Origin of the sequence: Micromonospora aurantiaca ATCC 27029, from assembly GCF_000145235.1 — a bacterium.
In the GTDB taxonomy this organism is placed as follows: domain Bacteria; phylum Actinomycetota; class Actinomycetes; order Mycobacteriales; family Micromonosporaceae; genus Micromonospora; species Micromonospora aurantiaca.
The window spans coordinates 4667965-4694556 of sequence record NC_014391.1 but is presented as its reverse complement, the minus strand read 5'-3'; the positions used below and the strand labels follow the sequence as shown (position 1 = coordinate 4694556).

The window sequence follows — 26592 nt, the reverse complement described above, 5'->3', positions numbered from 1 at the left end:
CGCCCCCTCGCTCACTGGTCGCCGCCCAGAAGCTCGTCGAGCTTTTTGCGGCCCTTGTAGAGACTGCTGCGGACCGCCTCGGCGGTCATGCGCAACTGGTCGGCGATCTCTGCTGGCGTGTGGCCCTCGAACGACCAGGCGAGCACCTGCCGCTGCCGCATCGGCAGCTGCCGCAGCGCCGTGAGGATGGCGTGTTTGGTGTCGGCGACGTCGGCGCCGCTTGGGACGGCTGGCAGCCGATCGGCGATGTCCTCGACTGGCACCGGGTCCAGCTTGGCGAGGCGCTCGGCATAGGCCTTGGACGCGGTCGCTTTCACCCATGCCTTCGGGTGCTCGATCCTGCACCAACGCTGGTACGCCTTGTGCATCGTCTCCTGCATGATGTCCAGAGCGTCGGACTGGGGCACGCCGATGCTGATCAGGAAGGCCGCCAGGCGGGTTGCATAGTCGCGGTAGAAGGCGCTGAACTCCTCGACGATCTGGCGCCGGTCGACGACCGCTACCGCTTCGGTGAGCGCCGGGGGAACGTCGCTGTTGAGACCCCTGAACTGATTCACGATCCCGAGGAGCTGCTTGGCTTCTGGGCGGTTCGCCTGGTCGGCAGTTCGTTCATCCACGACGGGCTCCCTGGCCAGCGGCAACGGGCACCGTCAGTGTGGTGCACGACCCGTCGGCACGCTGGTCGCGCAGCCGGCCGCCGCCGGGCAGTGCCTCGGCGATCGCGATGAGAGAGTCACCGCGGGCTTTCTCGGCGCGGGCACGCCACCGAGCGCGGATCCACAGGCCAGCCAGCCCGGTGAGGTTGACGATGACCGCCGTGGCGATCCACCCCCAGCTGATGTCTTCCACTGCACCTCGCTCTGCTCCCGCCGACGCCCGTCGCGCCGCTCCGTCTCTTAGAGCTCCTAACGAAATGATGTTGGGCGTGTCCTCGGGACGCGAGGATCGTTCTGTCTGAACGTGAGGAGGGGTGAGCAGCCGCCGTGGGTCGTCTCGGACGAACTCTGGGCCGAGGTCGCACCGCTGCTGCCGCCCCGTCCGCCCCGGCGGCGACGGTTCCCGGGCCGCAAGCCTCTCGATGACCGCAAGGTGCTGTGCGGGATCTTGTTCGTGCTCTACACCGCGATCCCGTGGGAGTACCTGCCCCAAGAGCTGGGTTTCGGCTCAGGAATGACCTGCTGGCGCCGGTTGCGGGACTGGAACGACGCTGGCGTGTGGCAGCGCCTGCACGAGGTGTTGCTCGGCAGACTCCGCGCCGCGGGCCAGTTGGACATGTCCCGGGCGGTGATCGACGGCTCCCACGTCCGGGCGCTCAAGGGCGGCCCAAAACCGGTCCGAGCCCGGTCGACCGCCGCAAGCCAGGCTCGAAACACCACGTCATCACCGACGCGGGCGGCATCCCCCTCGCCACGGCACTGACCGGCGGCAACCGCCACGACGTCACCCAGCTCATGCCCCTGGTCGACAAGATCCCCCGCATCAAGGGCATCCGCGGCCGGCCCCGGCAGCGACCCGACCGCATCTACGCCGATCGCGGCTACGACTTCGACAAGTACCGCCGCGAGCTACGGACCCGCGGCATCACACCTGTCATCGCCCGACGCGGCGTCCCACACGGCTCTGGGCTCGGCACCCGACGCTGGGTCGTCGAGCAGACCATCGCCCTGCTGCACTGGTTCCGCCGCCTGCGCATCCGCTGGGAGATCCGCGACGACATCCACGAAGCGTTCCTCACTCTCGCCTGCGCCATCATCTGCTGGCGCCGACTCCAACGCTTAAAGAGTTAGGAGCTCTAAGTCGTCGATGACATGCCGGGCCTCCCGGTCGTGCCGGAACCGGCGGTGAGGAAGTCCGCCACAGCCGTACGAAGGTGCTCGTCTTGGGATGCGGTCTTCCGATCTCTCGCCTCGGCGCGAAGCCGTTGCCAAGCCGTGAGGCCGTTGATGAGCGCGGTCGCGACGGCGGCAACCAGACCCGGACGCGAGGATAGAAGACTAAGGCGTGTTTCATAAGCCGGTCAGAGCCACTCGGTGATGATCGTGATGGTTAGGACGGCTTGGAAGCGGACTGCGAGCTTTTCGTAGCGGGTGGCGACGCCGCGGTGGCGTTTGAGTCGGTTGATGCCGTTCTCGACGGCGTGGCGTAGCCGGTAGAGATCCTTGTCGAAGGCGGGTGGGCGTCCGCCCTTGGATCCTTTGGCTTTGCGGTGGGCGTCTTGGTCGCTCTTGCTGGGGATGCAGGTCTTGATCCCGCGTGAGCGCAGGTATCGGCGGTTGCCGCGGCTGGTGTAGGCCTTGTCGGCCAGGACCAGGTCGGGGCAGGTGCGGGGCCGGCCGACGCCGAGGCGGGTCACGCGGATGCGGCGCAGGACGGGGATGAACTGCGGGCTGTCACCGCGGTGCCCGGCGGTCACGGTCAGGGAGAGGACTTTCTGGCCCTGTTCGCAGGCCAGGTGGGTTTTGGTGGTCAGGCCGCCGCGTGATCGGCCCAGCGCGTGGTCCGCGGGCTCGTCGTGCACCCCGCCGGGCGGTTCCTTCTGCAGATGCCCGTCGGTGCGGGCACCCGCGGCGTGCTGGTGCGCGCGGCTGGTCATCGAGTCCACGCTGACCGTCCAACCGATCCGGCCCTGCCTGTCACCGGCGGCCTGCAACGCTGACAGGATCTTGTCCCACGTGCCGTCGCGCTGCCACCGCCGGAACAGGCCGTAGACGGTCGGCCAGGGCCCGTACTCGGCCGGCACGTCCCGCCACGGGGCGCCGATCCGGATCCGCCACCGGATCCCGTCGATGAGCTGCCGTTTTTCCCATTTCGGCGGACGACCCGTGGCCGACGGTGCAGGCAACAGGGGAGCCAGAACAGCCCACTGCCCGTCGGTCAGGTCATGCCGCCTCGTCACCGCTACGCTGGCCACGAGGTCTCCGGTATGAAGTTCTTGCTTGGTCGCAGAACCAGATACCGGAGACCTCTTCAGCTATCGATCACCGCCACGCCGTGGCCTCGACACCGCCAGCCTGACTTACGAAACACGCCTTAGTTCATGCCGGGACCGTATCTGTCGGCTGCCGGTACCAGCCTATAGCGCTGCCGTCCTGGCGGCTCTGCGTGCTCGACGGCCTGGTCCACGCGCTGTCCAGTTCGTCAGCGGGCAGGTGAAGCTCGCCGGTTCGCGTTGTTTCCGGAAGCCGCCTCGTCTCGAATCGCCGACGGTGAGGGCCGGCCATTGGACGTTACGGGTACTCCGATGAACTGTCGTTGCAGAGCCGACTACGGTGCAGGCGGTCTGCCTCACCCTGCCCGACCTATGAGAATGGGCGGCCAGGCTGAGGCGACCGGGCCACAGCCAGGTGTGTTGTAAGGAGATTGGCATGGAGGTGACGGCGATCTTTGAGCTGCCGGTGCACATCTGGGTGATGTGCGACGCGCTCGATGCGACGTGTCCGACTGGCTATGGTGAGCTCCGGTTCAATGTCGTGATGCCCGACGGCCGGCCGCCCGTGGGTGGGCCTCCTCCCGTGCCTGGCGTCGAGTCGCGGTCTGACGTCGGTGAGCAGGTCGTCTGGGTGCAGGAGTACAGCGCCTTCATTCCCGAGTCGCTTCGGCCAGCCACCGCGCTGCATCGCGTGGTTGTGACCGACGTCGAGGGCCCGAGCTACGACCACATGTCGTGGTTTACTCCTGAGCATCAGCTCGGTGAATACATCAACAAGTGGTTCGACGACGTGCGTACCTGGACTGAGATCCTGACTGGCCAGGACCTCGACCCCAATCACCGTGTCTACGACGCAGAGTCGGTCGGCGAAGGGCTGAGATTCATCGAACCACCTCACGATGGTGCATTAGGCGTCAAGGTCACTACACCTCGCGTCCGTCCACTGCGCGCGCAGGAGTGGGCTGCCATTCTCGGGTTCGTCCGTGACGGCTTGGAGCCGCCGCTGGAGGAGGTGCTCAGCCGTGATGCGCGGGCTGCGCAGCGGCGCGGCGCTAATCGGCGCGCGATTATCGACGCAGCCATCGCTCTTGAGATTGCTCTCGGCCGGCACGTCCGCAGCCACAGAGACCAACTGCCCGAAGGGCAGCAAAGACGCATCGGCGAGCGGACAGCTCTCGGCGGCTACATCGCGATCGTTGAGGACTCGGGCCTTCAGGTCGCTGTTCCGGTCGACCGGTTGCGGTGGCTGAATACCCTTCGCAACGACGCTGTGCATCGTGGTGCGGCACCAGGCGATTGGGATGTCGGTAGTGCGGTGCAGGTGATGATCGATTTTCTTGGCGCTCACGGACGAATCCTTAGGACGGGCGAACGGGAGCCTGGCGGCGGGGAGTGGGTGCTGCGGTCCTGAGAGCGATGGTGTCGATGATGCCCAGCTTGTCGAGGAGGGATTGGAAGCCGACCGCGACTTGTCGTTGAGTCGAGTGTGGGACATGTGCGACGAAGTCAGGCTAATTTGGCGCGGCCGCCGCATCTTGATTTTCCCCGCAAGGGCGAATTGGTGGGCGATAGAGGCGGTCGGTGTGGCGTTGTAGCGGTCAGGCTTAGGCCGGAGCTGTCGCGCGCTGCTGGGCGCGGTATGCGCCAGTGGCGGTGCCATTCGTCGGATCTTCGATGGTGTCGGTGGTTGAGGTCATGGCTGGTGTCCGCTGGTGAGGCGGCGGCGCAGTTCGGACAGGGGGAGCCGGTGGCGTTGTCGTTGGCGTTGTTCGGTGAGGATTGTGACGTTGCCGAGTTGGTTGCGTAGCTGGTTTTCGGCTGCTTCGGCGGCGGCGTAGTGGTCGGGGAGGACGTGGAGCAGCCGCGCCCAGTGGTGTTTGCCGGCGCGGACGCATGCTCCGCCGCAGTTGTTGTGTGGTAGGCCGAGGTCGTAGAGCCGTGGTGGGTGTAGTCCGAGTTGCCGGGCGTAGTCCAACTGTTCCTGCTTGGTGAGTTGCGGCGGGTCGAGCAGGGGGAAGCGGCTGGTCCAGGGGCGCCAGCCGGTGGCGATGGCGGGGGCGCGGCGGCGGTCGCGGGGTGAGGCGTCGAGGCCGATGTACAGGGTGGTGGATGCGGGGTCGGCGTGGGCGTCGAGCCATCGTCGGCATGGCCGGATCTTCAGCGTGACGGTGCAGGGCGCGATGCGGCTGTTGCCGAGGTAGTGGACGTCGTGGAAGAGCTGCCAGGGAGTGCGGCCGTCCGCGACGCGGGTGATGGGTACGCCGAGTTGTGCGCTGCTGTCGCCCAGCCAGCGGTAGAGGTCGGGGTCTTCGGTGAGGACGTCGGCGAGTCCGCCGTGAGTTCGGGAATTCTGAAGGCCTCGTTTGGCGAACTGGGGAGTGTGTTCGACATCGGCCGGGCGGTTGTGCGTCGGGTTCGCGGGAGCCGGCGGCCGAGAGCTAACCACGTGAGCGGCTTGGTCGACAGGTTGAGAGTGTTGATGGGCGGGTCGAGTTGAATGGCTTTGGTGGTCTTGCACTGATTCCTCATTCTCCGGGCATGCAAAAGCGCCCCTGCCGGGTGGCAGAGGCGCTTGGTACTGGGTGGTGATGGGCTAGGTGTTCTCTGTTTGGCTCTGGAGCTTCAGGGCGGCGAGGGAGCCAGGAGAGTTCTGCAGACTCGGTCCCGCAGGGGTTTGCCTACGTGGTGCGTCGATTGCGTTGGCGCTTCCTGGCGGCCAGTTGAGATGTCAGGGTGTCCGCGTATGCACGCGAGGCATCACTTCGTGACCGACGCATCGCAGATCAGTCGACGCCTGCTGACGCCCTGCCGGCCACCGATGGGTGCCCGTTCGGGGCGCCGTCGGGTGTGTGCCGGAACTGACTTCGGTGGTGCACGACGGTCCGACGACGGCGTGGGTTTGTGCGAAGGTGGGCCGTATGGGCTTCTTCGATCGCCGGGTAGCGGCACCGGACGTCAAGCCAGAACCGCTCAGACCGCCCCGTCCTGCCTGGATGAAACCCGAGGACGTGATCCCCGGTGTCGTGGCTGAAAACCATCTGCTGGTCCACACCGACCGCGCGGCGGTCGCGATCAGCGGCTTACTCGCTTACCCCACAGGCTTGGAGTTCAGCGTGACTGCGGTTCTGCGTACGCCGGACCACCGGGCCGATCTTTCGCACCACCACCGGATCGGGTATTGGGCGGGTACGCCCTTGCCGGCCGAGTTCCTCCGGGTCGGTGTGCTTTTCGCCGACGGGAGCAGCGTCACCAACATGGACCGGCACGCGTTCACACCGCTGGACACCGAGCCACCTGGTCCGTTGTTGTTTCCGGGCAGCGCGGAGTCGGACGCCCGGCGGCACGTGGCCCACTACTGGGTTTGGCCGCTACCGCCGGCCGGGCCGGTGGCCTTCGTTTGCGAGTGGCCGGCGTATGACATCCCCGAGTCGCGGGTGCAGGTCAGTGCCCAGGTGATTCTGGACGCCGCCGCGCGGGCGGTCCGGCTCTGGCCCGACACCGACGAGACGACCAACTATCCGCACCCAAACCCGCCGACACCGCCTGATCACCTCCGGGGGTAGCCAGGTTGTGGGATGGTCAGGCCTCTGCTGTCGCCTCCGGCTGGTGTCCGCAGGTCGGGCAGGCGTTGCCGCGTACTCGTCGGCGTATGGTCCGGTGTCGGGAGGCTTGCCCGGCGAGGGCTGCCGTTAGCAGCGCCGCACCGGCCAGCATGATCGAACCGGTCGTGGCGGCGAGTGCCGCCGGAGTAGGCCCGCCGCCGTGGCTGCCCCAGATTCCCTGGCTGAGCTGGTTGGCGCCGAGCAGGCCGGCCGGTGTGGCGAGGAGCAGGGTCGCCCAGAGGCCGGCGTCGTCGGCTCGCAGGGCGCGGCCGATGCCGACGAGTAGGACCAGTGCGAACATCAGCCCACCGGCCATCGCCAACAGCTCGGGAGTCGAGCTGTACGAGGTGAACATATTTCCGCCGTTCTCAGCGGCGCTGAATGCCACGGACAAGGCTGCTACACAGCCGGCCGTGAGCAGCGGCAGGCTACGTGCTACCCAGCCGGGGTGGGAGGGCAGCGCGAGGGTGGCCAGGCCAAGCGCGACGGCGGGAAGCAGCACGAACAGCGGCGGCCGGGGTTGTCCGATGAGAGCAGCAACGAGTGGCACGGCGACAGTCAGCAGGAGACCACCGGCCGCAGCGGTGCGGGTCCAGGCCCCGGGTAGCGCGGTGGCGGTGAGGCCGACGATCAGCCAGCCCAGCCAGATGGCAGCGCCGAGAGTCTGGAAGGGACCAACCGGGTCCAGCCTGGCGAAGTAGGGGTCTTCGAACTCGACCTGCAGGAGCAGGAAGGTCGCGACCGCGACGAGGGTGTTCAGCGCGGCGGTCGCGGCTAGGGGGAAGGCCGCGGCCAGCCCAAAGGCGCCGTACCCGCGCAGTCGCTCCCGGAGTCCGGCACCGAGGAGGTCGAGGGCGTCGTGTGGGGAGGGCCAGCGTCGCCCTGGTCTGACCGTGTCGAGGTACGTTGCGACGATCTCGTCGCCTCGCTCGGCCTGGTAGTCACCCGGGTAGGCCCGCAGCAGTCGCCGGTAGCGGGACTCCAGCGGTGATCCGGCTTGCTCCGGCGCGGGGTTGGGCTGGTTCATGCCAGGCCTCCGGTCGGTCGTAGGGTGGGGCGGGCGATCGCCCCCGGGAGGTTGACAGGGGCGCGTGAGGTGCCGCCGGCGGCGGGGATGCCTGCGGGCCGAATCCGTAGCCGTTGGCTGGCGGCCTCGACGTTGCGGCGCAGTCGCTCGGTCTCCGCGGTGAGCACGGACCGGCCCGCTTCGGTGAGCCGGTAGTAGCGGCGCAGCCGTCCCTCGACGACCTCCTCGTGGTCCCGCTCGACCAGCCCTTCGTCGGTGAGGCGATCAAGCGCGCCGTAGAGGGTGCCGGGCCGCAGCGCCAGCCGACCGCCGGAGAGCGCGGCGACGTCGCTGATGATGCCGTAACCGTGCATGGGCTCTCGCGCAAGCGCGGTAAGAATCAGGAAGGTGGGCTCCCGAAGCGGCGTGGGTGTGGCCATGGCCTCAATATACCGGTGATGAAGCTATATCGGTGGCCAGGCGGTGAGAAACGCCGCCCCAGTCCTAGCTTGCAGGGGATGGAGATCCTTTGTGCTGGTTATCGGAGGGGTTGCCCAGCTCCGGTCACAGCCTGAAGCTCCTGATTTCAGATACCGATCTGGGCGGGGCCGACGATGGCGCGTAGCCAGTTGATGAAGGTGGTCCAGCCGCCGGTGAGCAGGGCGAGTCCGATGGTGATGAGTAGTAGTCCGCCGATGCGGGTTATCCATTGGTGGTGACGCCGCACGGTGGCGGTCAGCGTCAGGACGCGGCGTAGGCCGAGGCCGACGCCGACGAAGGGCAGTCCGAGGCCGAGGCCGAGGCAGTAGGCGGTGGCGAGCGCGGCGGCGCGGCCGGTGGTGCCGTCGGTGACGGCAAGGGCCAGTACCGCGCCGAGGGTCGGTGAGACGCACGGGGTCCAGGACAGCCCGAATGTGGCGCCGAGCAGGGGGGCGCCAGCCAGGCCGGCGGCGGGTAGCCGGTTGATGCGGGCTTGGCGTTGCAGGGCGGGGATGAGTCCGAGGTAGCCGGCGCCGAGGACGATGACGATGGCTCCGGCGATCATTTCGATGGTGCGGGCGTTGACCAGCAGCGTCCGGCCGACGGCGGTAAACGCGATAGTGATGGTGACGAACACAATGGTGAACCCTGCGGTGAAGCCGGCGGTGCCGAGCAGGACCTGGCGTCGGGCCGCTGAGGGGGACTTGGTGCCGGTCGCCTTGGCGGTGGCGACGGTGCCGGCGGGCGCTGAGCCGGGGTCCGGTGGTGCGGTGTCGCGTTGATGGGCTGCGCGGAGGTCGTCGGCAGCGAGATCGGTGACGTAGGAGAGGTAGCCAGGTACCAGGGGTAGCACGCACGGTGACAGGAAACTGACCAGCCCAGCGGTGGCGGCGACCAGGACGGCGAGCAGCAGCGGGCCGGTCGCGGCAATGTCGGCGAGGGTGGATCCCACTGTTGTCAGGCTTTCTCGGCGGCGAGGTCCGTGATGACAGGTTCGAGTTCCGTTCGCACCAGCGCTGTGCGGAACACCACGGCGACGCGACCAGTGCGTATGAACTCACGTCTTGTCCCACAAGAGGAGCACGAGCCGTTTGGTGCCGTGCTGGGCGGCGACGCGTTGGGCGGCGGCCCAGCTCCCGATGCCTCCGGAGTATTGAACGACGTGCAGGTGTTCGTCGGGGCTGTGTGCTCGCCGCGGGTTCGGGGCGTGTGTGGGCATGGGGCTCCGCTTCGGGGTCGTCGGCGGTGGATCCTGATGGGGTGGGTGTTCGTCGTGCCTCTCGGGGCGGACGGAGGGTGAGTGGCGAGCCGGGGGAGGCGAGGGGGCGGCGCGTGAGCGCCCCTCGTCCGGAGCCGGGCGCTCGATGCGCCCTGATCCGGGCACCGCGCGCGGGCGAGCGGTGATGGCTGGCTGGTAGGTGGTCGAGGACGGCGGTCGTCGTCGCTGTTTGGCTATTGCTCGTCGGAGGGCTGGTGGTCTTCGTCGGGCGGTGGGGCCTGGAGGCGAGATTCGGGCGTGCCTGGGGTGTAGGGGGATGCCGGTCGGGGGCCTGGTGTGGCCCCCGACCGGCTGGATCAGGCGGCGAGACGGCTTTCGGGCTCGGACCCGGCGGGTTCGTCGGTGTTGTCCGAGGTGCCGGGCGTCCCCTCGTCCGGTCGGGGCTCGGTCTTGTTGTCGGCGGTGTCGGTGTCGAGTCCGGACAGTGGCTCGTCGGGCTTCGGGGCGGTGATGACGGTCAGGTCGGCGCGCTGCTTGGTGCGGTTGGCGACGGCGTCGATGATGAGCTGTTCGACGTCGCCGACCTGGAAGCCGTTGCAGACGCACCACTGCAACCACTTGGCGACCGCCGGGTCGGGTGCCCGCCAGGAGGATCGGGTGATGGCGCTTTCGTTGGCGGCGGCGATGGCGGCGAGCGAGATGACCGAGTACCGGCCGTCGCTGACACCGCGTGCGGGGACGCGCTTGGTGCCGGGCCGCTTGGTCTTGCCCGGCGACAGGAGTTCGTCGAGCATCTTCCGGCCGCCGTTGATCCAGGTCGAAAGGGTGTAGCCGGAGTCGGCCAGCATCTCCGCGATCAGTTTCGCCGTGCCCTTCGGCGGGGTCTTGGCGGTCAGGAACGTCGTCAGCCATTCACGGCGGACCGTGTTGGCGACCTCCATGGCCTTGTTGTTCTCGATGACCAGTCGCCGTTCGGCCTTCTCCTGCTCCGTCATGGAGCCGCCGCGAGTGGGGGTCACGGCGTAGGAGGGCAGGGCGTGGCCGTGCGCGCGCCAGTCGGTGCAGTAGTAGGTTTCGGTCAGCCGGTCGTCGTAGGTGAGGAACAGCCGCACGGCGTGTCCGGGGCAGCCGCTGTGCCCTTCGGCGTCGAGGCGGTTGCCCTCGGCGTCGCGTAGGTCGCTGACCTCCTTGATCTTGGGGTCGTTGTACCCGGGGTGCTCGGACAGCAGCGTGACCCCGGCGTCGGCAAGCTCGGCGCGTCGGGCGGCCTCTGCTGCGATCGCGGCGCGCGTGCCGCGATACTGCTCGACGGCACGGGCGAAGGCGAACGGCCCGTTCTCGGCCTCGTCCAGCAGCATTTCGACGCATTCGGGTTCGTCGGCGAACTCGGCGAGCACCGCGACCTGGGTGAGGTCGAGCCCGAGGGTCTGCGTGCGCTCGGCAGAGCGCTTGTCCAGGGTGGCGAATTGCCGCCCAGCCCTGATCTGTTCCGGCTGGTAGCCGGTGCGCCGGGCGATGTCCTCGTCATCCATGCCGTCGAGGGCGAGTTGCTGGATGCCTCGGGCCTGCTGGGCTGCGGTGAGTTCGGTGCGGTGGACCTGCCGGAGCATGCTGATGAGCTGTTCCCGGTTGGCGGCCAGGTCGTCACGGATGATGACCTGGATCCACTTCTGCTTTGCCTCGACGGCGGACCAGTACCGCTGCTCGCCGTCGATGATGAGGTACGGGCCTTCGTCGACGAGCCCGAGCGGCGTGACGATGAGCGGCGAGAGGAGGCCGCGAACGCCGTCCTGGTGCAGGTTCTGCACGATGCCGGGCAGGGCCTGCGCGTCGTCGCGGGCGTTGTTGGCATTCGGCTTGATGTTCTTGACTTCGACCATGCGGTGCCGACCGGGCAGCTCGGGCATGTCCTGGGCGTCGTCGGTGGCCTGGGCGCTGGCGTCGGTGTCGGTGTCGGTCGTGACTGCCTCGGCGGCCTCGGGAAGGTTGGTGGCTTCCGGGGAGTCGTCGGGGGCCTCGCTGTCGATCTGCGGTGCGGGTGCGGTTTCCGTAAGCACGGTTCGTGTTCCCTTCGGGTTGCGGGTGTTGTTGGTTGTCCGGGGCGTGTCTGGGGTTGCCGTCCAGAGCGCTCCGGTGGTTCGTGGGGCCGCTGTCGATAGCGGTAGCGGCGGTTTTCGCGCGGATCGCTGTGGAGTTGTCAAGGAACGGTGCTGATCAGTTAGGCGGCGGTGGCGACAGCGGTGAGGTGTGGCCGACCGGGCGGTGACGGCATGGTGCAGTCGGTGCAGGTTCCGCCGTTCCATCGGTGAGGGCTGGCACCGTCGCCTGCCGGGCAGGGCAGGAGCTGGAGGTCAGCGAGGTGTGCGCGGTTGAGGCAGACGGGGCAGAGACCCCAATTGGCGGTTGGCGGGCCGGAGATCGGGGTGTCGCAGTGCCCGCAGCGGCAGCCAGCCTGTCGGAGGGCTTGACCGATGACGTCCGCCGTGGCGATTGCGCGGCGGGCGTCGGCGGCGAGGCCCTTCCATGCGGCGGTCTTCTGCAGGCGCTGCCAGTCCTCGTCGCTCAGGGCGGGACGGGGCAGGGTGGCGGGGTCGTCGGCCTGGGCGTGTAGGTAAGCCTCGACCTCTGCGCGGCCGAACAGGGGGCCGGTCCATTGGAAGGTGCGGGCGAGTACGGATACGAGGTGTCGTGCGTCGGGCTCCGCGAGGTGTCGCGGCAGTGATACGCCGTGAGGCAGCCCGATGAACATGGACATGGTTGCTCCATCGATCGAAGGGGATCGGCATGAGACGGCACGCGAGGATCGAGCGTGTCCGGCGGGGGCACCGGCGAGGTCTTGCCGGTTCGGGCCGCTGCGGGTCGGGTGCCGCTGGTGGCGGCACCCGGCCAGCGGTCAGAGCGTGGCAGCGATCTCCATGGCGCGGATGCCGACGTTTTCCATGTCGAACGCGGTGTCGGGGTCGCTGAAGGTCTGCGCGGCGCTGGTGACTGCGTGCAGCATGCCCCCGGCGGTGCGGTCCCCGCCGTCGATGAAGTGGTTGAGGATCAGGCGCTGCTGGTCCTCGGTGAAGCGAAGTCGCTGCCCGACGACTCGGATGGTGTGGTCGGGGTCGGGAATGCGGCGGCCCGCCTTCTCCTCGATCTCCTCGATCTTCCGGCGGACGTAGTGAACGTCGAGGAAGCGGCGTACGGCGTCGCGGGCCTGCTTGCCGATGAGGCTGAGATTCGCCTCGTGGGTGTCGTTGCTCCACCGGATCGTGCCCTCGTCCATCTTCGCGCCGAGGTGCACCGCGCGCAGGGCATCCTTGGTGATGGTGACGCCGTTGTCGCAGACCTGAACAACGATGCGCGGAGTGATGGTCATCGCGCCCGAGCCGGTTTCGCTGTTGGTGAAGACGAGACCGGCGAAGACAACCGGGTTGTCCGCGCCGGTCGCTCCGGTGAAGGGGCTGCGGTAATTGCGCAGCAGAGTCGGAGCGAGGGTCTTAATGGCCTCGGAGTGAACCCGGACGACCATGCGCCGTTCACTCAGGTCGCACGCAAGGTTTACCCGCAGCCCGGACTCACGGATTCCGGACAGCACGGACATCAGAACGTCGAGGTGGTCGATGATTTTGTATCCGTCGCTGAGGAAGGCGCGCAGAATGCCGCTGCCGTTGCCGTCGGACAGGCAGCGGGCAAGAAATCGCTTGCCGTGCTGAAGGTCGAGCCAGCCGTTGACGTTGGCGTCGTAGAGGTGCAGGGCCTGAGTGCGGGTTTTGCGCAGGTAGCCAGTGGGGATGCCCAGCTTCTCGCCGAGCCCGTTATCACCGATTTCGGTGGGCAGGTACAGCCCGTCGGAGGAGGTGACCCCGGTGTCGGTGAGGATCGGCTCTGCGCCGGTGATACGCAGGTTACCGGCTTCGGCTCGCAACATTCCCGTTCCGGCGACGATGTCGAGCTTGTGCCCCTGCTGCTGGTTGAGGATGGTGGTCAGGTCCGCCAGCGAGGCGTTCCGAGCAGTCAGAGGAATAGCGCTGATCGTGTCACTCACGATGATTCCTTCGGTTGGGTTGTTGGCTATTCGGTCGGGGGTTGCCGCCCCTCCCTCATGTATTTAATGGTACATGACGTCGCCTTTGATGTCTAGTCGGATGGCTCAATCTGTGGGCGCTGGCGACAAGTGGTCCGACCTTGATCCAGGTTCATCTCCGTCATGGCGAGTGATGCGCAAGTGACCGGGAGTTAGCTCGGTCGTTGCATGTTGCCGAGTGCGGCGCGGTCCGCGCATATTCCTGCGGCTCGGAGATTCTTCCCGGCGGCCTGATCTGCGATCGACCATTTTTTGTGGTGGGGGGCAAGCTGGTGTGTGGCTTTCCCCCCACCACAAAAAATGGTTGCCCTTGGGCAGGTTGCTGGGAAGAATCGGACGCTGCTCTGTTCCTTCCCGGAGCCTGCCTCGCCGGCGAGGCGCCGCGGTTCAGCGGCGGGACGCTGACCGGGCCGGAGGCCATCGGCCGCAGGCCGATTTCAGCTGGCGGAAGCGGGAACGCGCCCGTAGCGGACGGGGCTGCGACGGACGATCACCGTTGGCTCGTCAAGCAGCCGGGGTCGCGGACCGGCGATGGGCGGGCCCCCGGGAGCTGCCGCTGTCACTCGCACTGCGCGTGCTCCCGATCGCCCGTGCCTCTTTTGTTGATCCACTCCTGCACGCGACGGCGCTTCCAGTAACGAACCATGCCCGGCCCGGCCGCCGGTTCCTCGTGATCGAAGAAGGGGAGGTAGCCGTCCTCGTGGCGACGCCATGCCATTCGGCTGAGGTCAACGTACCTATCCCATGCGCCTTGGCTGACCTCTAGGATCTTTCGAAACTCGGTGGCGGAGATCAGTTCATCCGGATCGCCGGCGAGGTCCACGTGATGGACGCGTGCTCTGGCGGACTCGACGATCTGCGGCAAGAGGACGTCTCGGACGCGCTTCAACTCTTCGAGGGGAAACCATGACTTCTTGTCTAGCTTGACCGGCGCGGGCCAGCCCGAGCCCTGTCGTCGTTGCTTGGGCGAGGTCTTGAGCCGAACTGTCGCCTCGGACCGACGAGTGAACTCAGCCGCCCCGGCGATGTCGGTGTGCGGCTGGCCACCGATGCTCCGGATTTCCATGGCTGTCCCTGCGCGCGACTGACCGGCGGTTGAAACGACCGGGGGACTTCATCGGTGGACGAAGTGGCAACCCCCCGGTCGCCTGAAACAACCCACAATCCCCACCCCACGTCGCGGACGCCGTGAGGCCGAAGAGATTCTGATGCTAGCAGCCGGCTCTGTGGCTGCCGGGTCACTGGGCTCCGTAGCGGAGCGACATCGTCGGCGCCGCTCAGCTACATCAGGGCGTGACCGCTCGCGTGGCCTTCGCCGGCCGTATCGGCGGGGCAGCGGACGGGCGAAGGTTGGGGCTACCGTTGTTGGAGTGGTGCTGCTCGTTCCCCCGTGCGAGCAGCACCGCCTTCGCTCGGCCTGACTGCTAAGGCGTGTTTCATAAGCCGGTCAGAGCCACTCGGTGATGATCGTGATGGTTAGGACGGCTTGGAAGCGGACTGCGAGCTTTTCGTAGCGGGTGGCGACGCCGCGGTGGCGTTTGAGTCGGTTGATGCCGTTCTCGACGGCGTGGCGTAGCCGGTAGAGATCCTTGTCGAAGGCGGGTGGGCGTCCGCCCTTGGATCCTTTGGCTTTGCGGTGGGCGTCTTGGTCGCTCTTGCTGGGGATGCAGGTCTTGATCCCGCGTGAGCGCAGGTATCGGCGGTTGCCGCGGCTGGTGTAGGCCTTGTCGGCCAGGACCAGGTCGGGGCAGGTGCGGGGCCGGCCGACGCCGAGGCGGGTCACGCGGATGCGGCGCAGGACGGGGATGAACTGCGGGCTGTCACCGCGGTGCCCGGCGGTCACGGTCAGGGAGAGGACTTTCTGGCCCTGTTCGCAGGCCAGGTGGGTTTTGGTGGTCAGGCCGCCGCGTGATCGGCCCAGCGCGTGGTCCGCGGGCTCGTCGTGCACCCCGCCGGGCGGTTCCTTCTGCAGATGCCCGTCGGTGCGGGCACCCGCGGCGTGCTGGTGCGCGCGGCTGGTCATCGAGTCCACGCTGACCGTCCAACCGATCCGGCCCTGCCTGTCACCGGCGGCCTGCAACGCTGACAGGATCTTGTCCCACGTGCCGTCGCGCTGCCACCGCCGGAACAGGCCGTAGACGGTCGGCCAGGGCCCGTACTCGGCCGGCACGTCCCGCCACGGGGCGCCGATCCGGATCCGCCACCGGATCCCGTCGATGAGCTGCCGTTTTTCCCATTTCGGCGGACGACCCGTGGCCGACGGTGCAGGCAACAGGGGAGCCAGAACAGCCCACTGCCCGTCGGTCAGGTCATGCCGCCTCGTCACCGCTACGCTGGCCACGAGGTCTCCGGTATGAAGTTCTTGCTTGGTCGCAGAACCAGATACCGGAGACCTCTTCAGCTATCGATCACCGCCACGCCGTGGCCTCGACACCGCCAGCCTGACTTACGAAACACGCCTTAGGCGGGCTCACGGCTGGTCATCGGCGGATGTACGGCGGCACCGCTACAGTGGTCGTTGCCGACACGGGCTTGTTCCGGGTCGGGCTTCTGGATGGTGGCCGGGGCTTGCCGCCACTCGTTCTGCGGGTGGATTGCCCCGGCCATCGCTATGTGACCGCCGGAGGGGCCGTGCAGACCTGGACCGTGGACGGCGTGACGGTCACCAACCGTGCCGGGGCCGCCGAGCGTACGGGCCTGTCGGTCAATACGGTGGCCGAGTACGCCTCGCCGTACGGCCGGGCCCGCTACGGCTGGCCGGATCCACTGCCGGAGCGGGTGGACGGCCAGGAGGTGTACGCCTTGGCCGACCTCGACGCGTTCACGGCCGAGCGGGGCCGCCCGGGTCGGCCGCCGCTCGCGCAGGTCGAGAAGGAGCCGACCGGCGGTGACTTCGGTGTCGACGCCGACAGCAGCGTCAGCCAGGACGCGTTGATCGGTGTTGGCGCGTTCGCCCGGATGCTCGGCCTGCAGCCGGACACTGTCAAGGGCTACGCGCAGGATTCAAGGGACGCCTGGGACCGTGGCGAGGACGGTTACCTGCTGCGGCCCGACGAGATCAGGGTCGGGCCGCAGCGCACGACCTATCGGTGGCGGCAGTCCAGGGCGAGCGCGTATGCGGCGGCGAGGCCGCGGCGCAAGGGTGGTCGCACGGCGGGTCCGCGTCCTACCGCCGCGGATGTGCAGCAGGTCATCGACGACGCCGGGCCGGGGCGCCGGCCGACGGTGCGGGCGATCGCTGCGGCGCTGTCGGAGCGGTTCGGTGAGGTCAGCCCTCAGGTTGTGCAGCGCCGGTTGCGCGGGCTGCCGGCCCGGCCGGCCGGCGAGGACTGAGCCGGCTCGGAGCCTCGCCGGCCGGGCGATTCACCCGTCGAACAGTGTGAGCTGGGCCGGGTCAACTTTCCGCGGGCGGCTGCCGCGCCTCGACCGGGATGGGTGTTGCGGCTGGGCAGACGGGGCCGGCTGGTGGCCGGTGGTCGGCGCGGGCGAGCACGGTGGCGGCGACGCCCTCGATGAGCCAGGCGGCCCGCCGGTCGTCGTGCGGGCGGGCTCGGCCCTGGCGGCGCAGCGCCTGCAGGGCCGAGCGGATCCGCCGCTTGTACTGCTCCTGCCCGTCCTGGATGACCCGGCGCCCGTCGGCCCGGTCCGCGAGGCCGGCCTGCTCGGCGAGCTGGTAGAGCTCCGGCAGCCGGTAGCAGCCGGACTCCAGCGTGCGCAGCAGGTCCGCCGCGGTGCGCAGCGGGCTCATGCGGGGGCCCTCGTGAGGTCCGGGACCTTCGGGTACGGCCCGAACGGCAGGACCGCGTCGTCGGCGAGGTCGGCCCAGTCCGCCCGCAGCTCCCGGTTGATCGTCACCGGCTTCAGCTCGATCTTGAACTGTTTGGCCTGCTTGCGGGTGCCGAGGGGCTTGAGGTAGCGCAGGCAGCCGAGGTGGCGGATCAGGCTGACGCCGACGGTGGGGTCGTCGCGGACCGCGTCGCGCAGCCAGTCCGCCGGCCGTTCCCCGGCGCGCATCGGGCGGGCGCCGTACTGGTCGACCAGGCGCCGCTCGGCCGCCTCGTGCCCGGAGCGCTGCCGGCGGATCTTCTGCATCGTGACGCCGTTAAGGAACGTGCCGTCGGGCAGTTGCCACTGGGTGCGGCGTTCGCTTCGCCCGGCGACCAGGTAGCCGCCGGCCTGGTAGATGTAGCCGACGTGCCCGGGGAAGATCACCCGCCCGGTCGCGTCGACGCGGGGGCACGGGTCGGCGAAGGACAGCACGGCCTGCACGCCGGCGGCGAACAGCAGTTCGCGGCAGCGGGCGTCGAACCAGCTCTCGACGTTCCCGGGCTCGTCCTCGGCGATCACGAACCGGCCGCATTCCAGCGACTCGACGCCCGGCTCCAGCTCGGGATAGGCCAGCCGCAGAGCGTCCTTGCTGGTGACGCAGTAGGCGGAGACGCCGACCAGGGCGTCGGCGCGGTAGAGCCCGAAGCGGCGGCGGCAGGCGACGTGCGACCCGCTGTAGTGGCGCGGGATCACGAAGGCCGCGGCGGTGGACCGGTCGATGGGCCGCACCTCGTAGCGGTCGGTGCGCAGCCGGTCCTCGGGAGCGGCGAGGCTCCACTTCTGCTGGCGTGTGGCGGTCCAGCGCTGGCACCACAGCGACGACGGGTCGAACTCCAGCATCGGCTGTCGGGCCGGGCGGCGACGGCGCGCCCTGCGGGGCGCGGCGGCCGGGGCCGCTGTCGGGGTCGGGTCGGCCAGAGGAATGGGGATGGTCAGTTGGTCCACAGGGATCACCAGGTCTGGCAGGGCCGCAGGACGGCGGCGGGGGCGCGGGGTGGAAGGTGCGGCCGGCTGGTCGGGCGGAATCTGATCACGCATCCGACCAGCCGACGCGGGCAACGGGCGAGGCCCGTTCAGATCGCGACGTCCGCCGGGATCTCGGCCGGGGTGGCGGGGCAGTCCCCGCACAGCGGCGTGTAGCACTCCACCGCCTGGCACGGCTCGTCCCGGTCGGGGAAGCCGCACCGGCTCAGGTGTCCGCACTGCTCGCGCCGGTGCAGGTGCGCGTCGAGGTAGGCGCCGCCCGAGCCGAAGACGGCGATGGACTCCTGACAGGACAGGACAGGTAGCAGCGGCAGCGGCAGATCCTCACCGGGGCCGACGGCCAGCGGCGCCGGCCGAAGCTCACCGGCGATCAGCACCTCGATCGTGGCCAGGACGAGACGGTCCAGCGGCACCCAGCAGGATCGGGGCTGCCCGTCGCGGGTGCGCCGTCGGGCGCCCGAGCGGTTGAGGACCCAGCCGCGCAGGGCGGTGAACCCGGTGGCGTCCGGCACGGCGAGGCGGTTGGTGACGTGTAGTCGGTAGCCAGCCGGGCGGGAGAGGTCGACCAGGTGTCCGATGTCGACGACGCCGCCGGGTGCACGACCAGGGAGGATCCGGCCGGTGGGATGGGGTGCGCGATCAAGGGTTCTCCTCGGGGTGCGTCAGGTTTCTGGTGGAGTCCGGGTTGTCGACCCTCGCACACCCATAATGATACCCCTTAAGCTGCGTGAAAGGTGTCTCGAAGGGTCTACGAACCTGGGCAAACGCTCACCGCGCGCCGAGGGCGTCGAGCTGGCGGGGCAGGTCGAGGTGGGGAACCCAGCGCCACAGCTCGTCGAAGGTGGGGGCGCCGCTTGGTGGCGCCGGCGACGGCGACCGCGAGGTAGAACTCGGTCGTGGGATACGGCGGCGCGGCGCGCTGCAGCACGAGGCGGGGCGCGCCGTCGACCGTCTCGATGGTGCCGCCCCGGGTGCCTGCTGGGCGGTGAGCGGCTCCAACATCTCGGCAGGGGATCCGGCGGCGATCGCGCGTAGCGACCGCCACACGTCTCGGCCCTTGTCGGCCGGGTCGGGGCCGAGCCCTCCAGCCGCGGCCGGTGCTGAGGCGCCGGTCGCCGCGACGGCGGTAGATGCACCGCACCTCGTACAGCTCGGCCGGGCGGCGTCCAGCTAGGCGGCGGCCTGCGCGACGGCCTCGCCCGGGGCCGGCGCTGCGGGCGACCTGCTCGGCGGTGCGGTCGCCGAAGAGCATCGTGCGCGGGTTGATGGCCCGGGCGTTGCGTTCCAGGCTGACCGCCGCGCGGACCTGGCCGGGATCGGCGGACCAGCGGCGGATCATCCGGGCGATGTCCGGACCGGCCTGGTGGGGGCTCCGACGCAGCCCGCCCGACCGACCAAACAACTCTAGCAGTTGATCTAGGCCGGCCCCTGCGCCTGCCCGAACCCGCTGACTGACGTCGCCTGAACTGGTTCAACAGCGACGCCGCCGGGCGGACCGGTCGTACAGTGCGGGGGTGACTATCGCCTACGACTGGGGCGTTGACCAGCCGCCAGATCCGGCCGCTGAGGATGCGGGCGCGGCGGCTGGGCTCGGCCCGGAGGAGCTGCCGGAGGTGCGGGAGCTGGTCGCGCGGGGCTGGCAGTTGGCCCCCGACGCGCCGCTGTACGCGTTCCTGCCGGCGGTGTGGCCGCGCGAGCTGCGTACCTGGGTGCCGGACCGGGCCACCCGCTACGACACGTGGTACGAGCAGGAGCCGAAGACGCACGCCGTTCTGCGTACGGAAACCCGCGAGGCCGGTCCGGCGATGATGGCGGAGATCGACGACGACCATGACTGGGCCTTGGCCAGGGTCGGTATCAGCGGGCGCCCCCGGGGGCGTCTCTGGCTGCTCAAGCCGCCGCCCGGGTACGACAGCGTGGACGCCGTCCTCGACCAGGTGTGGCACCGCGCGCAGCAGCAGGGCATCGAGCTGACGCTGAGCGAGCCGTTCGTGCAGTTGACCGGGCGCACCGTGCGCGGCGAGGCCCCGCCGCCATGACTAACGCCGTGTGCCTTGCGGCAGGAGGCGTCATCTTGCTGGTGTGATGCCGCCGGCATCATGCAGAGCCGGGTGGCCGCGAAGGCGGCACCCGGCTCTGCGTCGGTGATGGTTCAGGCCCAGGGGACTTGGTAGTAGCGGCAGCCGGGGCTGACGGTGCACTGGTTCCAGCGGCCGGTATGGATGGTCGGGGCGTAGAACAGCTGCGAGTAGCCGAAGGCGAAGAACGAGCCGTAGTTGTCGTCGTGGTACTTGCCGCTGCCGGCGGTGAGCTGGCTGTTGTAGTAGTAGCCGGTGGTGCTGGGTTTGTCGCTGCGCCAGCTGCCGGAGCTGACGTTGGCGAAGTAGAACGGGTTCTGCCCGCAGTAGCCGTCCGGGCCGGTGACGTTGGTCCGGCAGTTGTTGGTGAACTCCTGCGGCTGCATCTGCGGGCCGTAGTCCCAGATCAGTGTGTTGCGCCACCGCGGCCGGGTGCCCTCGAACGCCTGGCGGACGATGAAGTCGAACGCGCCGATGACTCCGGCGGCGTTGCCGTAGGCGGCGTTGCCCTTGACCTCGGCGATGTAGTTGCCGCCCACGGTGCGCCCGCACACCGATCCGGACTCGCACCAGCTGTCGTAGTCGTCGGCGGCGATGCCCACCCGGTCGGCGACCGACGTGGTCTGCTGGAAGTCGTCGGCCACGACCGTGGTGGTCGGCTTGCCGCTCGCGCCGGCGGTGGTCAACGCCCCACCCATGCACGTCCAGGACGCCGGGCGCTGCGTCTTGGCCTGCGCCACGCAGGACTGCAACCCGGTTCCGGCCGGGCCGGTCAGGCCCTGCCACGACGGCGCGGCCGACGCCGCGCCGGGCGGGACCGCCGCGATCGACACGACGGCTAGCCCGCCGGCGAGTAGTGCTCTGGTGATCCTCATGAGACCTCCCCTAAGGCTCCTCGGTTACAACCAGACACCGCACCGTAACCATCGGTGCCGATCGACAACAAGGATCGATAGCGGCAGATCCTGCAACTTTCACCACCGACGACCGAGCGGGTCGTCGCGCTGACATATGCCGATCCGTCCGTCACGCCGGCACCTGCCCGGACCAGGTGTTTCACGCCTGCCTTAAACAGCCACCCGTCACTACGTCGCCTGCCCCGGGCTGCGACCAGGCCCGGCCTGCCGGGTCATGCACCACGGGCAGAGCACCAGGACCGCGGCGACCGGGACGGCGAAGGCTTCGCCGCACACCGTGCGTCGGCGCCGGAATCCGGTCATCGGCGGGCGCCGGCGGTGATCCGGAGGTCCCAGCCGGGCGGGTCGTCCTCGTCGTTGGGGACGAGTCTGGTGTCGAACCATGCGGCGTCGGGTCGTCCTGCCTGTTCCCAGTGGTGCAGCCAGGTCCGCAGCGCGGTCAGGGACGGGGATCCCGGGGCGTCGGCGAGGATCGTGCCGTCGGTGAGGACGACCGCGGCGGTGGTCGCGGTGGTGTGCCCGATGCCGCGTGCGCCGTCGCGCAGGGCGACGAAGGTGCGGTGCGGGCCGCCGGCGATGACGGAGTAGGCCGTCCAGGACAGCCAGTCCAGGGGCGCGCGGTGGTAGGTCTCGGTGTGGCCGGGGTTGAGCAGCAGGTGCAGGGCGGTGCGGGCGCCGGTGTGGTGCGGGTCGTCGTGCTCGCGCCAGCCGATGGATATCCATGCCGGTTGCGGCTGGTCGGTGTGGTGGTCCACCCAGCGTCCGGGCAGGGTCAGGGCGTCGTCGACGGCGATGGTGGTGCTCTGGGCGTAGCCACCGAAGGTGACGGTCTCGACGTGCGGTTGTGCCGCGGTCAGGGTGATGGTGGCGATCAGGGTGGTGGACGGCTGGACGGCGATGGGCAGGCAGGCCACGATCCGGCCGTCCGGGGTGAGTTGATCCACCCACGCCCGGGGCAGCCGTGGGGGTGCGCACCAGGCTGCGATGCGCTGGTAGGGGGCGTGCGGCGGGTAGCCGTTCATGCCGTCGGCGGGGTGGCAGGTGATCGTGGTGACGCCGCGTCGGCCGTGCAGCCGGTTCGCCCATGTGACGAGGTGGTCGCTGATGTCGATGCTGGTGACGCGCCCCGACGCGCCGGCTCGGGCGGCGAGCAGCGCGCCGGAGTATCCGGTGCCGGTGCCGATCTCCAGCACGTGGTCGCCGTCGCGGACCTTCAGGGCGGTCACGTCGCGTTGGATGGCTTCCGGCGCGGACCGGTGCAGGGTTTCACCGCGCTCCTCGTTGTGAACGTAGTAGGACTCGGAGACGCTGCTGAGCGGCGGATCGGTGATGGTCACAGGTACTCCTTCCGGAATGGACGATGGCGTGGGCCGGGCGGTTTCAATTGATCGGGGTGCGGATCTGGTCCGACTTCCGTGCCGGGTCGAGGGGCTGGCCTTTGACCGGCGTAGGTCGCTGCGGTGGTCGACCGCGTCGGCGGCCCGCCCGGGTGTCGGTGCCCGGTTAGAACAGGCGAGGCTGTACGTCGGTGTGGCGGGTGCCGGGAGTTACCGGGATTCCGGCTCGCCGGATGAGCTGTGCCAGGGACGGTGGTGTGTCCCACAGCCGGGCGGCGAGTTCTGGCAGCAGGAGGGCGGCTGCGGTGGCGTCCCATAAAGCCCGGTGCGGCCGGCTACCGGCCGCGGCCGTGTCGACGCGGGTTGTCAGGCCGAGCCGGTCGATGACGGTGGTCAGGCTGTGCCCGGCGCCGGCGGCGATTGCGCGCGACAGGCGCAGGGTGTCCAGGAGGCCGGCTGGGCGCAGGCGGGGTAGCTGTCGCCGCAGCAGACGCCAGTCGACGGCCACGTGATGGCCGATGAGGTACCGGCCGGTAACCCGGTCGGTCACGTCACGTTCGAGGTCGGCGAGGGTCGGTGCCGCGCGCAGGGCGGCCCGGCTCACGCCGGGTGGCAGCCGGGTCCGGTAATCCAGTGGGCGGGCGGGATTGACCAGCGTGGCGAGAGCCGCGTCTGGTTGTGGCGTGCCGTGGTGCAGGGGGACGAGAGCGATTTCGAGGATGGCCTCCTCGTCCCGGTCCTGCCCTCCGGTGCCTTCCAGGTCGACACCGACCAGAGCGGCGTTGGTCCAGCAGGTCGCGGTGTCGCTCATCGGCGGTTCTCGTTCCGGTGAGATGCGGTCGGCGGTCCTTCGTGCTCCCCGCCCTGCACGGGGGCGGTGACTGCGGGCGGCTGGCGTATGGCGGGTGTGCGCTCGGCGGAGGCGCAGGGCGGCGGGTCGGTCTGGTCGAGTCGGTCCGGGGCGCGCCGCCAGGGCAGGAACGCCACGCTGGTGAGGGTGAGCGCGGCGGTTGCGGTGATGGCGGTGCGGGCATCAGTAGCGGCGACGATGATGCCCGTGGCCAGGACGAAGACGGGCTGGGTCAGTTTCGAGGTGATCGACCAGGCCGTGATCACCCGTGACATCCGCTGCGCGGTGGTGTGGTTCGCGCGGTAGCCGGCGAAGACGGGGTTGAATGAGCCGGCGAAGAACAGCAGCAGTGTCTCCGCGATCACGATCACGACCAGCCCGGGGGTGCCGGGCGGGGCGGCGGGGATGAGGCCCATCCACAGGGCGCGGCCGGCTCCGGTGGCCAGCAGGACCGGCCGCAGACCGTAGTGGCGCACCAGCGGTCCGGCGGCGTGGGAGCCGAGGATGCCGCCGAGGCAGGGCAGTCCGAACGCCAGACCGTACTGCCATGGCGGCAGGTGCAGGTCGCGGAGCATGTACACCGCGACGACCGGGGCGGCGGCCATGATGCCACCCCCGAAGATCACCGCATTGACCAGCAGCGCACGCAGCCCGCCATGACCGAGGATGTACCGCCAGCCCTTGACGGCCTCCCGCGCCCGGCTTGCCCTCGCGGGCCGTACCGGTGGCGGTGGCTCCGGACTGCGCAGCCGGCGAACAGCGACGGCGGACAGCAGGAAGCTGCCGGCGTCCACGGCGACGGACGCGGTGGCGCCGAGCCACGACACCAGGACACCGCCGGCGGGCGAGCCGGCGCTATGGGCCATCCACTGAGACGTCTCGAACCGCCCGTAGACGGTGACCCGATGCGCGGCGGGCACCAGATCCCGCAGGTGGGCGCCGCTGGCAGCGGCGAACACGATGCCGCCCGCCGTCTGCGCCACGGCGACCACGCACAACTGCCCGTAGGTGAGCCGGCCGAGCAGCGCGGCAGCGGGAACGCTGGCCAGGGCCGCGAACCGCAGAACGTCCGCGCCGATCATGACCGGCCGTTTCGGGCGAAACTCCACCCACGGCCCCAGGGGCAGCGCGACGACGGCGCTGGCGACACCGGACGCCACCGCGAGAAGCGACACCTGCAGCGCGGAGCAGTCCAGCAGCACAACCGCGACCAGCGGCAGGGCGCCGGCACCCACGGCGGAGCCCAGCTCACTGATCGAGTACGCCTGCCACAGGCGACGCACATCCGCGCCCCACGCCCGTGCCGCCCAGGCACCAGCCAGCCGCCGGGCTGTGGTCTGTCCCCGTGGGCGGGTCTGAGCGTGTTGAGGCACGGCCTGAGTCCGCACGTGATGTCAGCAGACCGCTGCGGTGGGGGCAGCGGCCTAGTTGGTTTTGCGGGCGCAGTGCCGGCAACGCTGTGGGCAGGGCGTCTGCGGTGTCGCGGTGGTGAGGCCGCTGGTGTGCAGGATGGTGGTGACCGTTTGCTCGACGGTGCTGGTTTCGCCGATGACGGTTTCGCCGGGAACGTCGAGCAGGTCGCGGTGGGTGTACCAGCGGCGCATCTCGTCGGGGGTGACGGGGATGGGCTCGTCGCGGTTGAGGTGGCGGCGGACGGTTTCGTCGAAGGACACGTCCAGGTAGAACACGGCTACCGGTCCGGGATGCCAGTCGATGAGGTGGTGCAGGACGGTGGCGTAGCGCTCGGTGTGCAGGATGCCTTCGACGATGACGTGGTAGCCCAGGTCGAGGGCGGTGCGGGCGGTTGCGGTGATGAACGTCGGGGCGACCGGTTGGATGTGGGCGCTGTCGTGTTCCCTGAGCAGGGTTCTCCGCAGGTAGTCCTGCTCCAAGAGGGCGGCTCCGCGACCGAAGCGCCGCCGAGTCTCGCGGGCGGCCGTGGTCTTTCCGCTGCCGGAGTTACCCCGAATGATCACCAACGTCGGCGGCCCCGGGGAATCGCGTTGGATGCGCGACAGATCGGCGGTCACTGCGGCTGCTCCGGAGCGGACCAGGTGACGGTTATCGCGGCGTGGCGGCGGGTGACGAGCAGTTGGGATCCATCGGGTGTGGGCGGGTGGGTGCCGGTGGGGTGCACGGTGATGGTCGGGCCGGGGCCGTGTCGGTGGTGGTGGTCCCAGACCGTGATGAGGTCGAGCATGTCGGCGGTCAGGGTGTCGGCGTCGGGTCCGAAGCCGTGGGCGCCGAACTGCCAGGTGGTGTCGTCGAGTGTGCGCATCGCGAGGTAGGCGAAGCTGCCGGTGGTGAGCAGGGTCGGGCAGACGAACCGGTCTTGCGGGTCGACCAGGCCCGCGGCGCGTTCGCGGTCGACGGTGAGCGTGCCGAAGGGCCGGGGCTGGCTGGCCAGCCACAGGTGCAGCGACTCGAACGAAGACCCGTCACTGATGGCGATGGTGACCGGCGACCAGGCGTCCAGCCGGCGCGTGTGTAGCGCCGCGGTGAGGGCGTCCCGGCTCACCTCGGTGCTGGTGTCGTCCAGGTGCACGACGATGTCGTCGCCGCGCAGGGCCAGGCGGCGGGTGGGATGGCGTCCGTCGCCCTGCATCGGCACGAACCCGCACTGCAGCGCCGCAGTGGCCCGAAGATGATCCTCGTGGCGTCGCAGGGTGAGGCACCGGGTCATGCCGCGTATCCGCAGCGGCACGAGGAGCGCACCGGCCGGGGCGAGCTGGTCGAGCCAGGCCGGTGCAACATCCGGTGTCTCCACGGTGACGATGATGGCGTCATACGGGGCGCCGGGCTGGTGTCCGTACTCGCCGTCACCGTGTACGACCGTCACCTGCCGGTAGCCGGCATGGTCCAGGCCGGTGCGGGCGCGGTCGATGACGTCGGCGTCGATGTCGACGGTGACGACCATGCCGTCCGGGCCGACGACGTCGGCGATCAGCGCGGCGTTGTAGCCACCGGAGCCGATCTCAAGAACCCGGGCGCCGGGCCGCAGCCCGGCCTGTTCCAGCATGTACGCCTGCAGCCACGGCGCGGAGATCGAACTCGTCGCCCGCCCGTCCCGGTCGCGTCTGGTGATGACCACATCATCGGCGTACGCGGCGTCGACGCTGACGCCGTCGGTGGCGAACAGATGTCGAGGCACCCGGCGAAACGCCGCCTCCACCGCCGGCGAGGTGATCCTCCGGCCGGCAACGAGCCGGTCGGCGAGCCGGGCACGGGCCTCATCGGCGGAGCTGGTGTCGAGCACGGAACCAACCATGGTCTGACCTCCTGTAGGTAGG

General features: G+C 69.4%; 26 protein-coding genes. 5 read left to right on the top strand and 21 right to left on the bottom strand.

Annotated features, from left to right (window positions below; genetic code table 11):
* Positions 1-11 precede the first annotated feature (11 nt).
* Together MICAU_RS20645 and MICAU_RS32515 are read right to left on the bottom strand one after the other, a co-directional pair.
* Entirely contained in the window at positions 12-617 is a 606-nt protein-coding gene (locus MICAU_RS20645) for a sigma-70 family RNA polymerase sigma factor (RefSeq protein ID WP_013287278.1), read from the bottom strand.
* A complete protein-coding gene (locus MICAU_RS32515; protein ID WP_041799071.1) occupies positions 610-849 on the bottom strand; it encodes a hypothetical protein in 240 nt (79 codons plus the stop codon). Before MICAU_RS32515 ends, MICAU_RS20645 begins: the two co-directional genes overlap by 8 nt.
* Positions 850-960: 111 nt before the next feature.
* Here MICAU_RS32515 and MICAU_RS32040 point away from each other — a divergent pair.
* Positions 961-1787, top strand: a protein-coding gene (locus tag MICAU_RS32040; RefSeq protein ID WP_085985943.1) for an IS5 family transposase whose coding sequence is annotated in 2 segments (ribosomal slippage) — positions 961-1324 and positions 1324-1787 — 828 coding nt in all. Because the reading frame shifts where the segments join, the coding sequence is not laid out codon by codon here.
* Positions 1788-2017: 230 nt separating this feature from the next.
* On the opposite strand, the gene MICAU_RS20625 is transcribed toward MICAU_RS32040, so the two are convergent.
* The gene (locus MICAU_RS20625) at positions 2018-2896 is read right to left on the bottom strand and encodes an IS5 family transposase (protein ID WP_396854300.1); all 879 of its coding nucleotides are present in this window, start codon (positions 2894-2896) and stop codon (positions 2018-2020) included.
* 469 nt (positions 2897-3365) lie between these two features.
* Between MICAU_RS20625 and MICAU_RS20620 the strand changes: the two genes are divergently transcribed.
* Positions 3366-4340, top strand: a complete 975-nt coding sequence (locus MICAU_RS20620) for a hypothetical protein (protein ID WP_013287277.1) — start codon at positions 3366-3368, stop codon at positions 4338-4340.
* Positions 4341-4622: 282 nt separating this feature from the next.
* On the opposite strand, the gene MICAU_RS32035 is transcribed toward MICAU_RS20620, so the two are convergent.
* The gene (locus tag MICAU_RS32035; RefSeq protein WP_244879639.1) at positions 4623-5447 is read right to left on the bottom strand and encodes a hypothetical protein; all 825 of its coding nucleotides are present in this window, start codon (positions 5445-5447) and stop codon (positions 4623-4625) included.
* Positions 5448-5847: 400 nt separating this feature from the next.
* Between MICAU_RS32035 and MICAU_RS20605 the strand changes: the two genes are divergently transcribed.
* Entirely contained in the window at positions 5848-6492 is a 645-nt protein-coding gene (locus MICAU_RS20605; RefSeq protein WP_013287275.1) for a hypothetical protein, read from the top strand.
* Positions 6493-6508: 16 nt separating this feature from the next.
* Here the strand turns inward: MICAU_RS20605 and MICAU_RS20600 are convergent, their stop codons facing one another.
* The 8 genes from MICAU_RS20600 to MICAU_RS20565 all read right to left on the bottom strand — a co-directional run bounded on the left by MICAU_RS20600 (position 6509) and on the right by MICAU_RS20565 (position 15634).
* Positions 6509-7558, bottom strand: coding sequence for a GlsB/YeaQ/YmgE family stress response membrane protein (locus MICAU_RS20600; RefSeq protein ID WP_013287274.1), 1050 nt, complete (start codon positions 7556-7558; stop codon positions 6509-6511).
* Positions 7555-7977: a PadR family transcriptional regulator gene (locus MICAU_RS20595; RefSeq protein WP_013287273.1), complete on the bottom strand. Its 423-nt coding sequence runs from the start codon at positions 7975-7977 to the stop codon at positions 7555-7557. The genes MICAU_RS20600 and MICAU_RS20595 overlap by 4 nt, the downstream gene beginning before the upstream one ends.
* A gap of 146 nt (positions 7978-8123) precedes the next feature.
* Positions 8124-8969: a cytochrome c biogenesis CcdA family protein gene (locus tag MICAU_RS20590; protein ID WP_013287272.1), complete on the bottom strand. Its 846-nt coding sequence runs from the start codon at positions 8967-8969 to the stop codon at positions 8124-8126.
* A gap of 623 nt (positions 8970-9592) precedes the next feature.
* Positions 9593-11437, bottom strand: coding sequence for a ParB/RepB/Spo0J family partition protein (locus tag MICAU_RS20585; RefSeq protein WP_244879638.1), 1845 nt, complete (start codon positions 11435-11437; stop codon positions 9593-9595).
* 17 nt (positions 11438-11454) lie between these two features.
* Complete coding sequence (locus MICAU_RS20580) at positions 11455-11991, bottom strand: hypothetical protein (RefSeq protein WP_013287269.1); 537 nt, start codon at positions 11989-11991, stop codon at positions 11455-11457.
* Positions 11992-12129: 138 nt separating this feature from the next.
* Positions 12130-13269, bottom strand: coding sequence for a hypothetical protein (locus MICAU_RS20575; protein WP_013287268.1), 1140 nt, complete (start codon positions 13267-13269; stop codon positions 12130-12132).
* 598 nt (positions 13270-13867) lie between these two features.
* Complete coding sequence (locus MICAU_RS20570; RefSeq protein WP_013287267.1) at positions 13868-14374, bottom strand: hypothetical protein; 507 nt, start codon at positions 14372-14374, stop codon at positions 13868-13870.
* Positions 14375-14755: 381 nt separating this feature from the next.
* A complete protein-coding gene (locus MICAU_RS20565; protein WP_396854300.1) occupies positions 14756-15634 on the bottom strand; it encodes an IS5 family transposase in 879 nt (292 codons plus the stop codon).
* Between the two features lie 164 nt (positions 15635-15798).
* Here MICAU_RS20565 and MICAU_RS20560 point away from each other — a divergent pair, with 164 nt between their 5' ends.
* Positions 15799-16641 carry a hypothetical protein gene (locus MICAU_RS20560; protein WP_244879637.1) on the top strand — a complete coding sequence of 281 codons (843 nt, stop codon included), beginning with the start codon at positions 15799-15801 and terminating at the stop codon, positions 16639-16641.
* A 61-nt stretch (positions 16642-16702) separates the two neighbouring features.
* On the opposite strand, the gene MICAU_RS20555 is transcribed toward MICAU_RS20560, so the two are convergent.
* From MICAU_RS20555 to MICAU_RS20545, 3 genes are read right to left on the bottom strand one after another with little or no spacing between them, the layout of a single operon-like run.
* A complete protein-coding gene (locus tag MICAU_RS20555) occupies positions 16703-17056 on the bottom strand; it encodes a hypothetical protein (RefSeq protein ID WP_013287264.1) in 354 nt (117 codons plus the stop codon).
* Positions 17053-18174 (bottom strand): Mom family adenine methylcarbamoylation protein, encoded by a 1122-nt coding sequence (locus tag MICAU_RS20550; RefSeq protein ID WP_145824214.1) that lies wholly within the window; start codon positions 18172-18174, stop codon positions 17053-17055. Before MICAU_RS20550 ends, MICAU_RS20555 begins: the two co-directional genes overlap by 4 nt.
* Positions 18175-18209: 35 nt before the next feature.
* Entirely contained in the window at positions 18210-18632 is a 423-nt protein-coding gene (locus MICAU_RS20545) for a hypothetical protein (RefSeq protein WP_013287262.1), read from the bottom strand.
* 1002 nt (positions 18633-19634) lie between these two features.
* Here MICAU_RS20545 and MICAU_RS20540 point away from each other — a divergent pair.
* Complete coding sequence (locus MICAU_RS20540; protein ID WP_145824215.1) at positions 19635-20159, top strand: DUF5956 family protein; 525 nt, start codon at positions 19635-19637, stop codon at positions 20157-20159.
* A 113-nt stretch (positions 20160-20272) separates the two neighbouring features.
* Here the strand turns inward: MICAU_RS20540 and MICAU_RS20535 are convergent, their stop codons facing one another.
* The 6 genes from MICAU_RS20535 to fxlM form a co-directional block, all read right to left on the bottom strand.
* On the bottom strand, positions 20273-21073 hold the full coding sequence (locus MICAU_RS20535; RefSeq protein ID WP_013287260.1) for a hypothetical protein: 801 nt from the start codon (positions 21071-21073) through the stop codon (positions 20273-20275).
* 341 nt (positions 21074-21414) lie between these two features.
* Positions 21415-22452 (bottom strand): protein-L-isoaspartate O-methyltransferase family protein, encoded by a 1038-nt coding sequence (locus MICAU_RS20530; RefSeq protein WP_013287259.1) that lies wholly within the window; start codon positions 22450-22452, stop codon positions 21415-21417.
* Positions 22453-22618: 166 nt separating this feature from the next.
* Positions 22619-23263 (bottom strand): 3'-5' exonuclease, encoded by a 645-nt coding sequence (locus tag MICAU_RS20525; RefSeq protein WP_013287258.1) that lies wholly within the window; start codon positions 23261-23263, stop codon positions 22619-22621.
* Entirely contained in the window at positions 23260-24585 is a 1326-nt protein-coding gene (locus MICAU_RS20520) for an MFS transporter (protein WP_013287257.1), read from the bottom strand. The genes MICAU_RS20525 and MICAU_RS20520 overlap by 4 nt, the downstream gene beginning before the upstream one ends.
* 141 nt (positions 24586-24726) lie before the next feature.
* A complete protein-coding gene (locus MICAU_RS20515; protein WP_013287256.1) occupies positions 24727-25332 on the bottom strand; it encodes an AAA family ATPase in 606 nt (201 codons plus the stop codon).
* Positions 25329-26570, bottom strand: a complete 1242-nt coding sequence (gene fxlM / locus MICAU_RS20510) for a methyltransferase, FxLD system (RefSeq protein WP_013287255.1) — start codon at positions 26568-26570, stop codon at positions 25329-25331. The genes MICAU_RS20515 and fxlM overlap by 4 nt, the downstream gene beginning before the upstream one ends.
* Positions 26571-26592: the final 22 nt, after the last annotated feature.

Excerpts from the sequence above, each read along its gene's own strand:
- MICAU_RS20525 (WP_013287258.1), bottom strand. The coding sequence starts at position 23,263 with ATGAGCGACACCGCGACCTGCTGGACCAACGCCGCTCTGGTCGGTGTC.
- MICAU_RS20620 (WP_013287277.1), top strand. The coding sequence starts at position 3,366 with ATGGAGGTGACGGCGATCTTTGAGCTGCCGGTGCACATCTGGGTGATG.
- MICAU_RS20570 (WP_013287267.1), bottom strand. The coding sequence starts at position 14,374 with ATGGAAATCCGGAGCATCGGTGGCCAGCCGCACACCGACATCGCCGGG.
- MICAU_RS20595 (WP_013287273.1), bottom strand. The coding sequence starts at position 7,977 with ATGGCCACACCCACGCCGCTTCGGGAGCCCACCTTCCTGATTCTTACC.
- MICAU_RS20535 (WP_013287260.1), bottom strand. The coding sequence starts at position 21,073 with ATGAGGATCACCAGAGCACTACTCGCCGGCGGGCTAGCCGTCGTGTCG.
- MICAU_RS20580 (WP_013287269.1), bottom strand. The coding sequence starts at position 11,991 with ATGTCCATGTTCATCGGGCTGCCTCACGGCGTATCACTGCCGCGACAC.
- MICAU_RS20605 (WP_013287275.1), top strand. The coding sequence starts at position 5,848 with ATGGGCTTCTTCGATCGCCGGGTAGCGGCACCGGACGTCAAGCCAGAA.
- MICAU_RS20555 (WP_013287264.1), bottom strand. The coding sequence starts at position 17,056 with ATGAGCCCGCTGCGCACCGCGGCGGACCTGCTGCGCACGCTGGAGTCC.
- MICAU_RS20560 (WP_244879637.1), top strand. The coding sequence starts at position 15,799 with ATGTACGGCGGCACCGCTACAGTGGTCGTTGCCGACACGGGCTTGTTC.
- MICAU_RS20600 (WP_013287274.1), bottom strand. The coding sequence starts at position 7,558 with ATGAACCAGCCCAACCCCGCGCCGGAGCAAGCCGGATCACCGCTGGAG.
- fxlM (WP_013287255.1), bottom strand. The coding sequence starts at position 26,570 with ATGGTTGGTTCCGTGCTCGACACCAGCTCCGCCGATGAGGCCCGTGCC.
- MICAU_RS20550 (WP_145824214.1), bottom strand. The coding sequence starts at position 18,174 with ATGCGTGATCAGATTCCGCCCGACCAGCCGGCCGCACCTTCCACCCCG.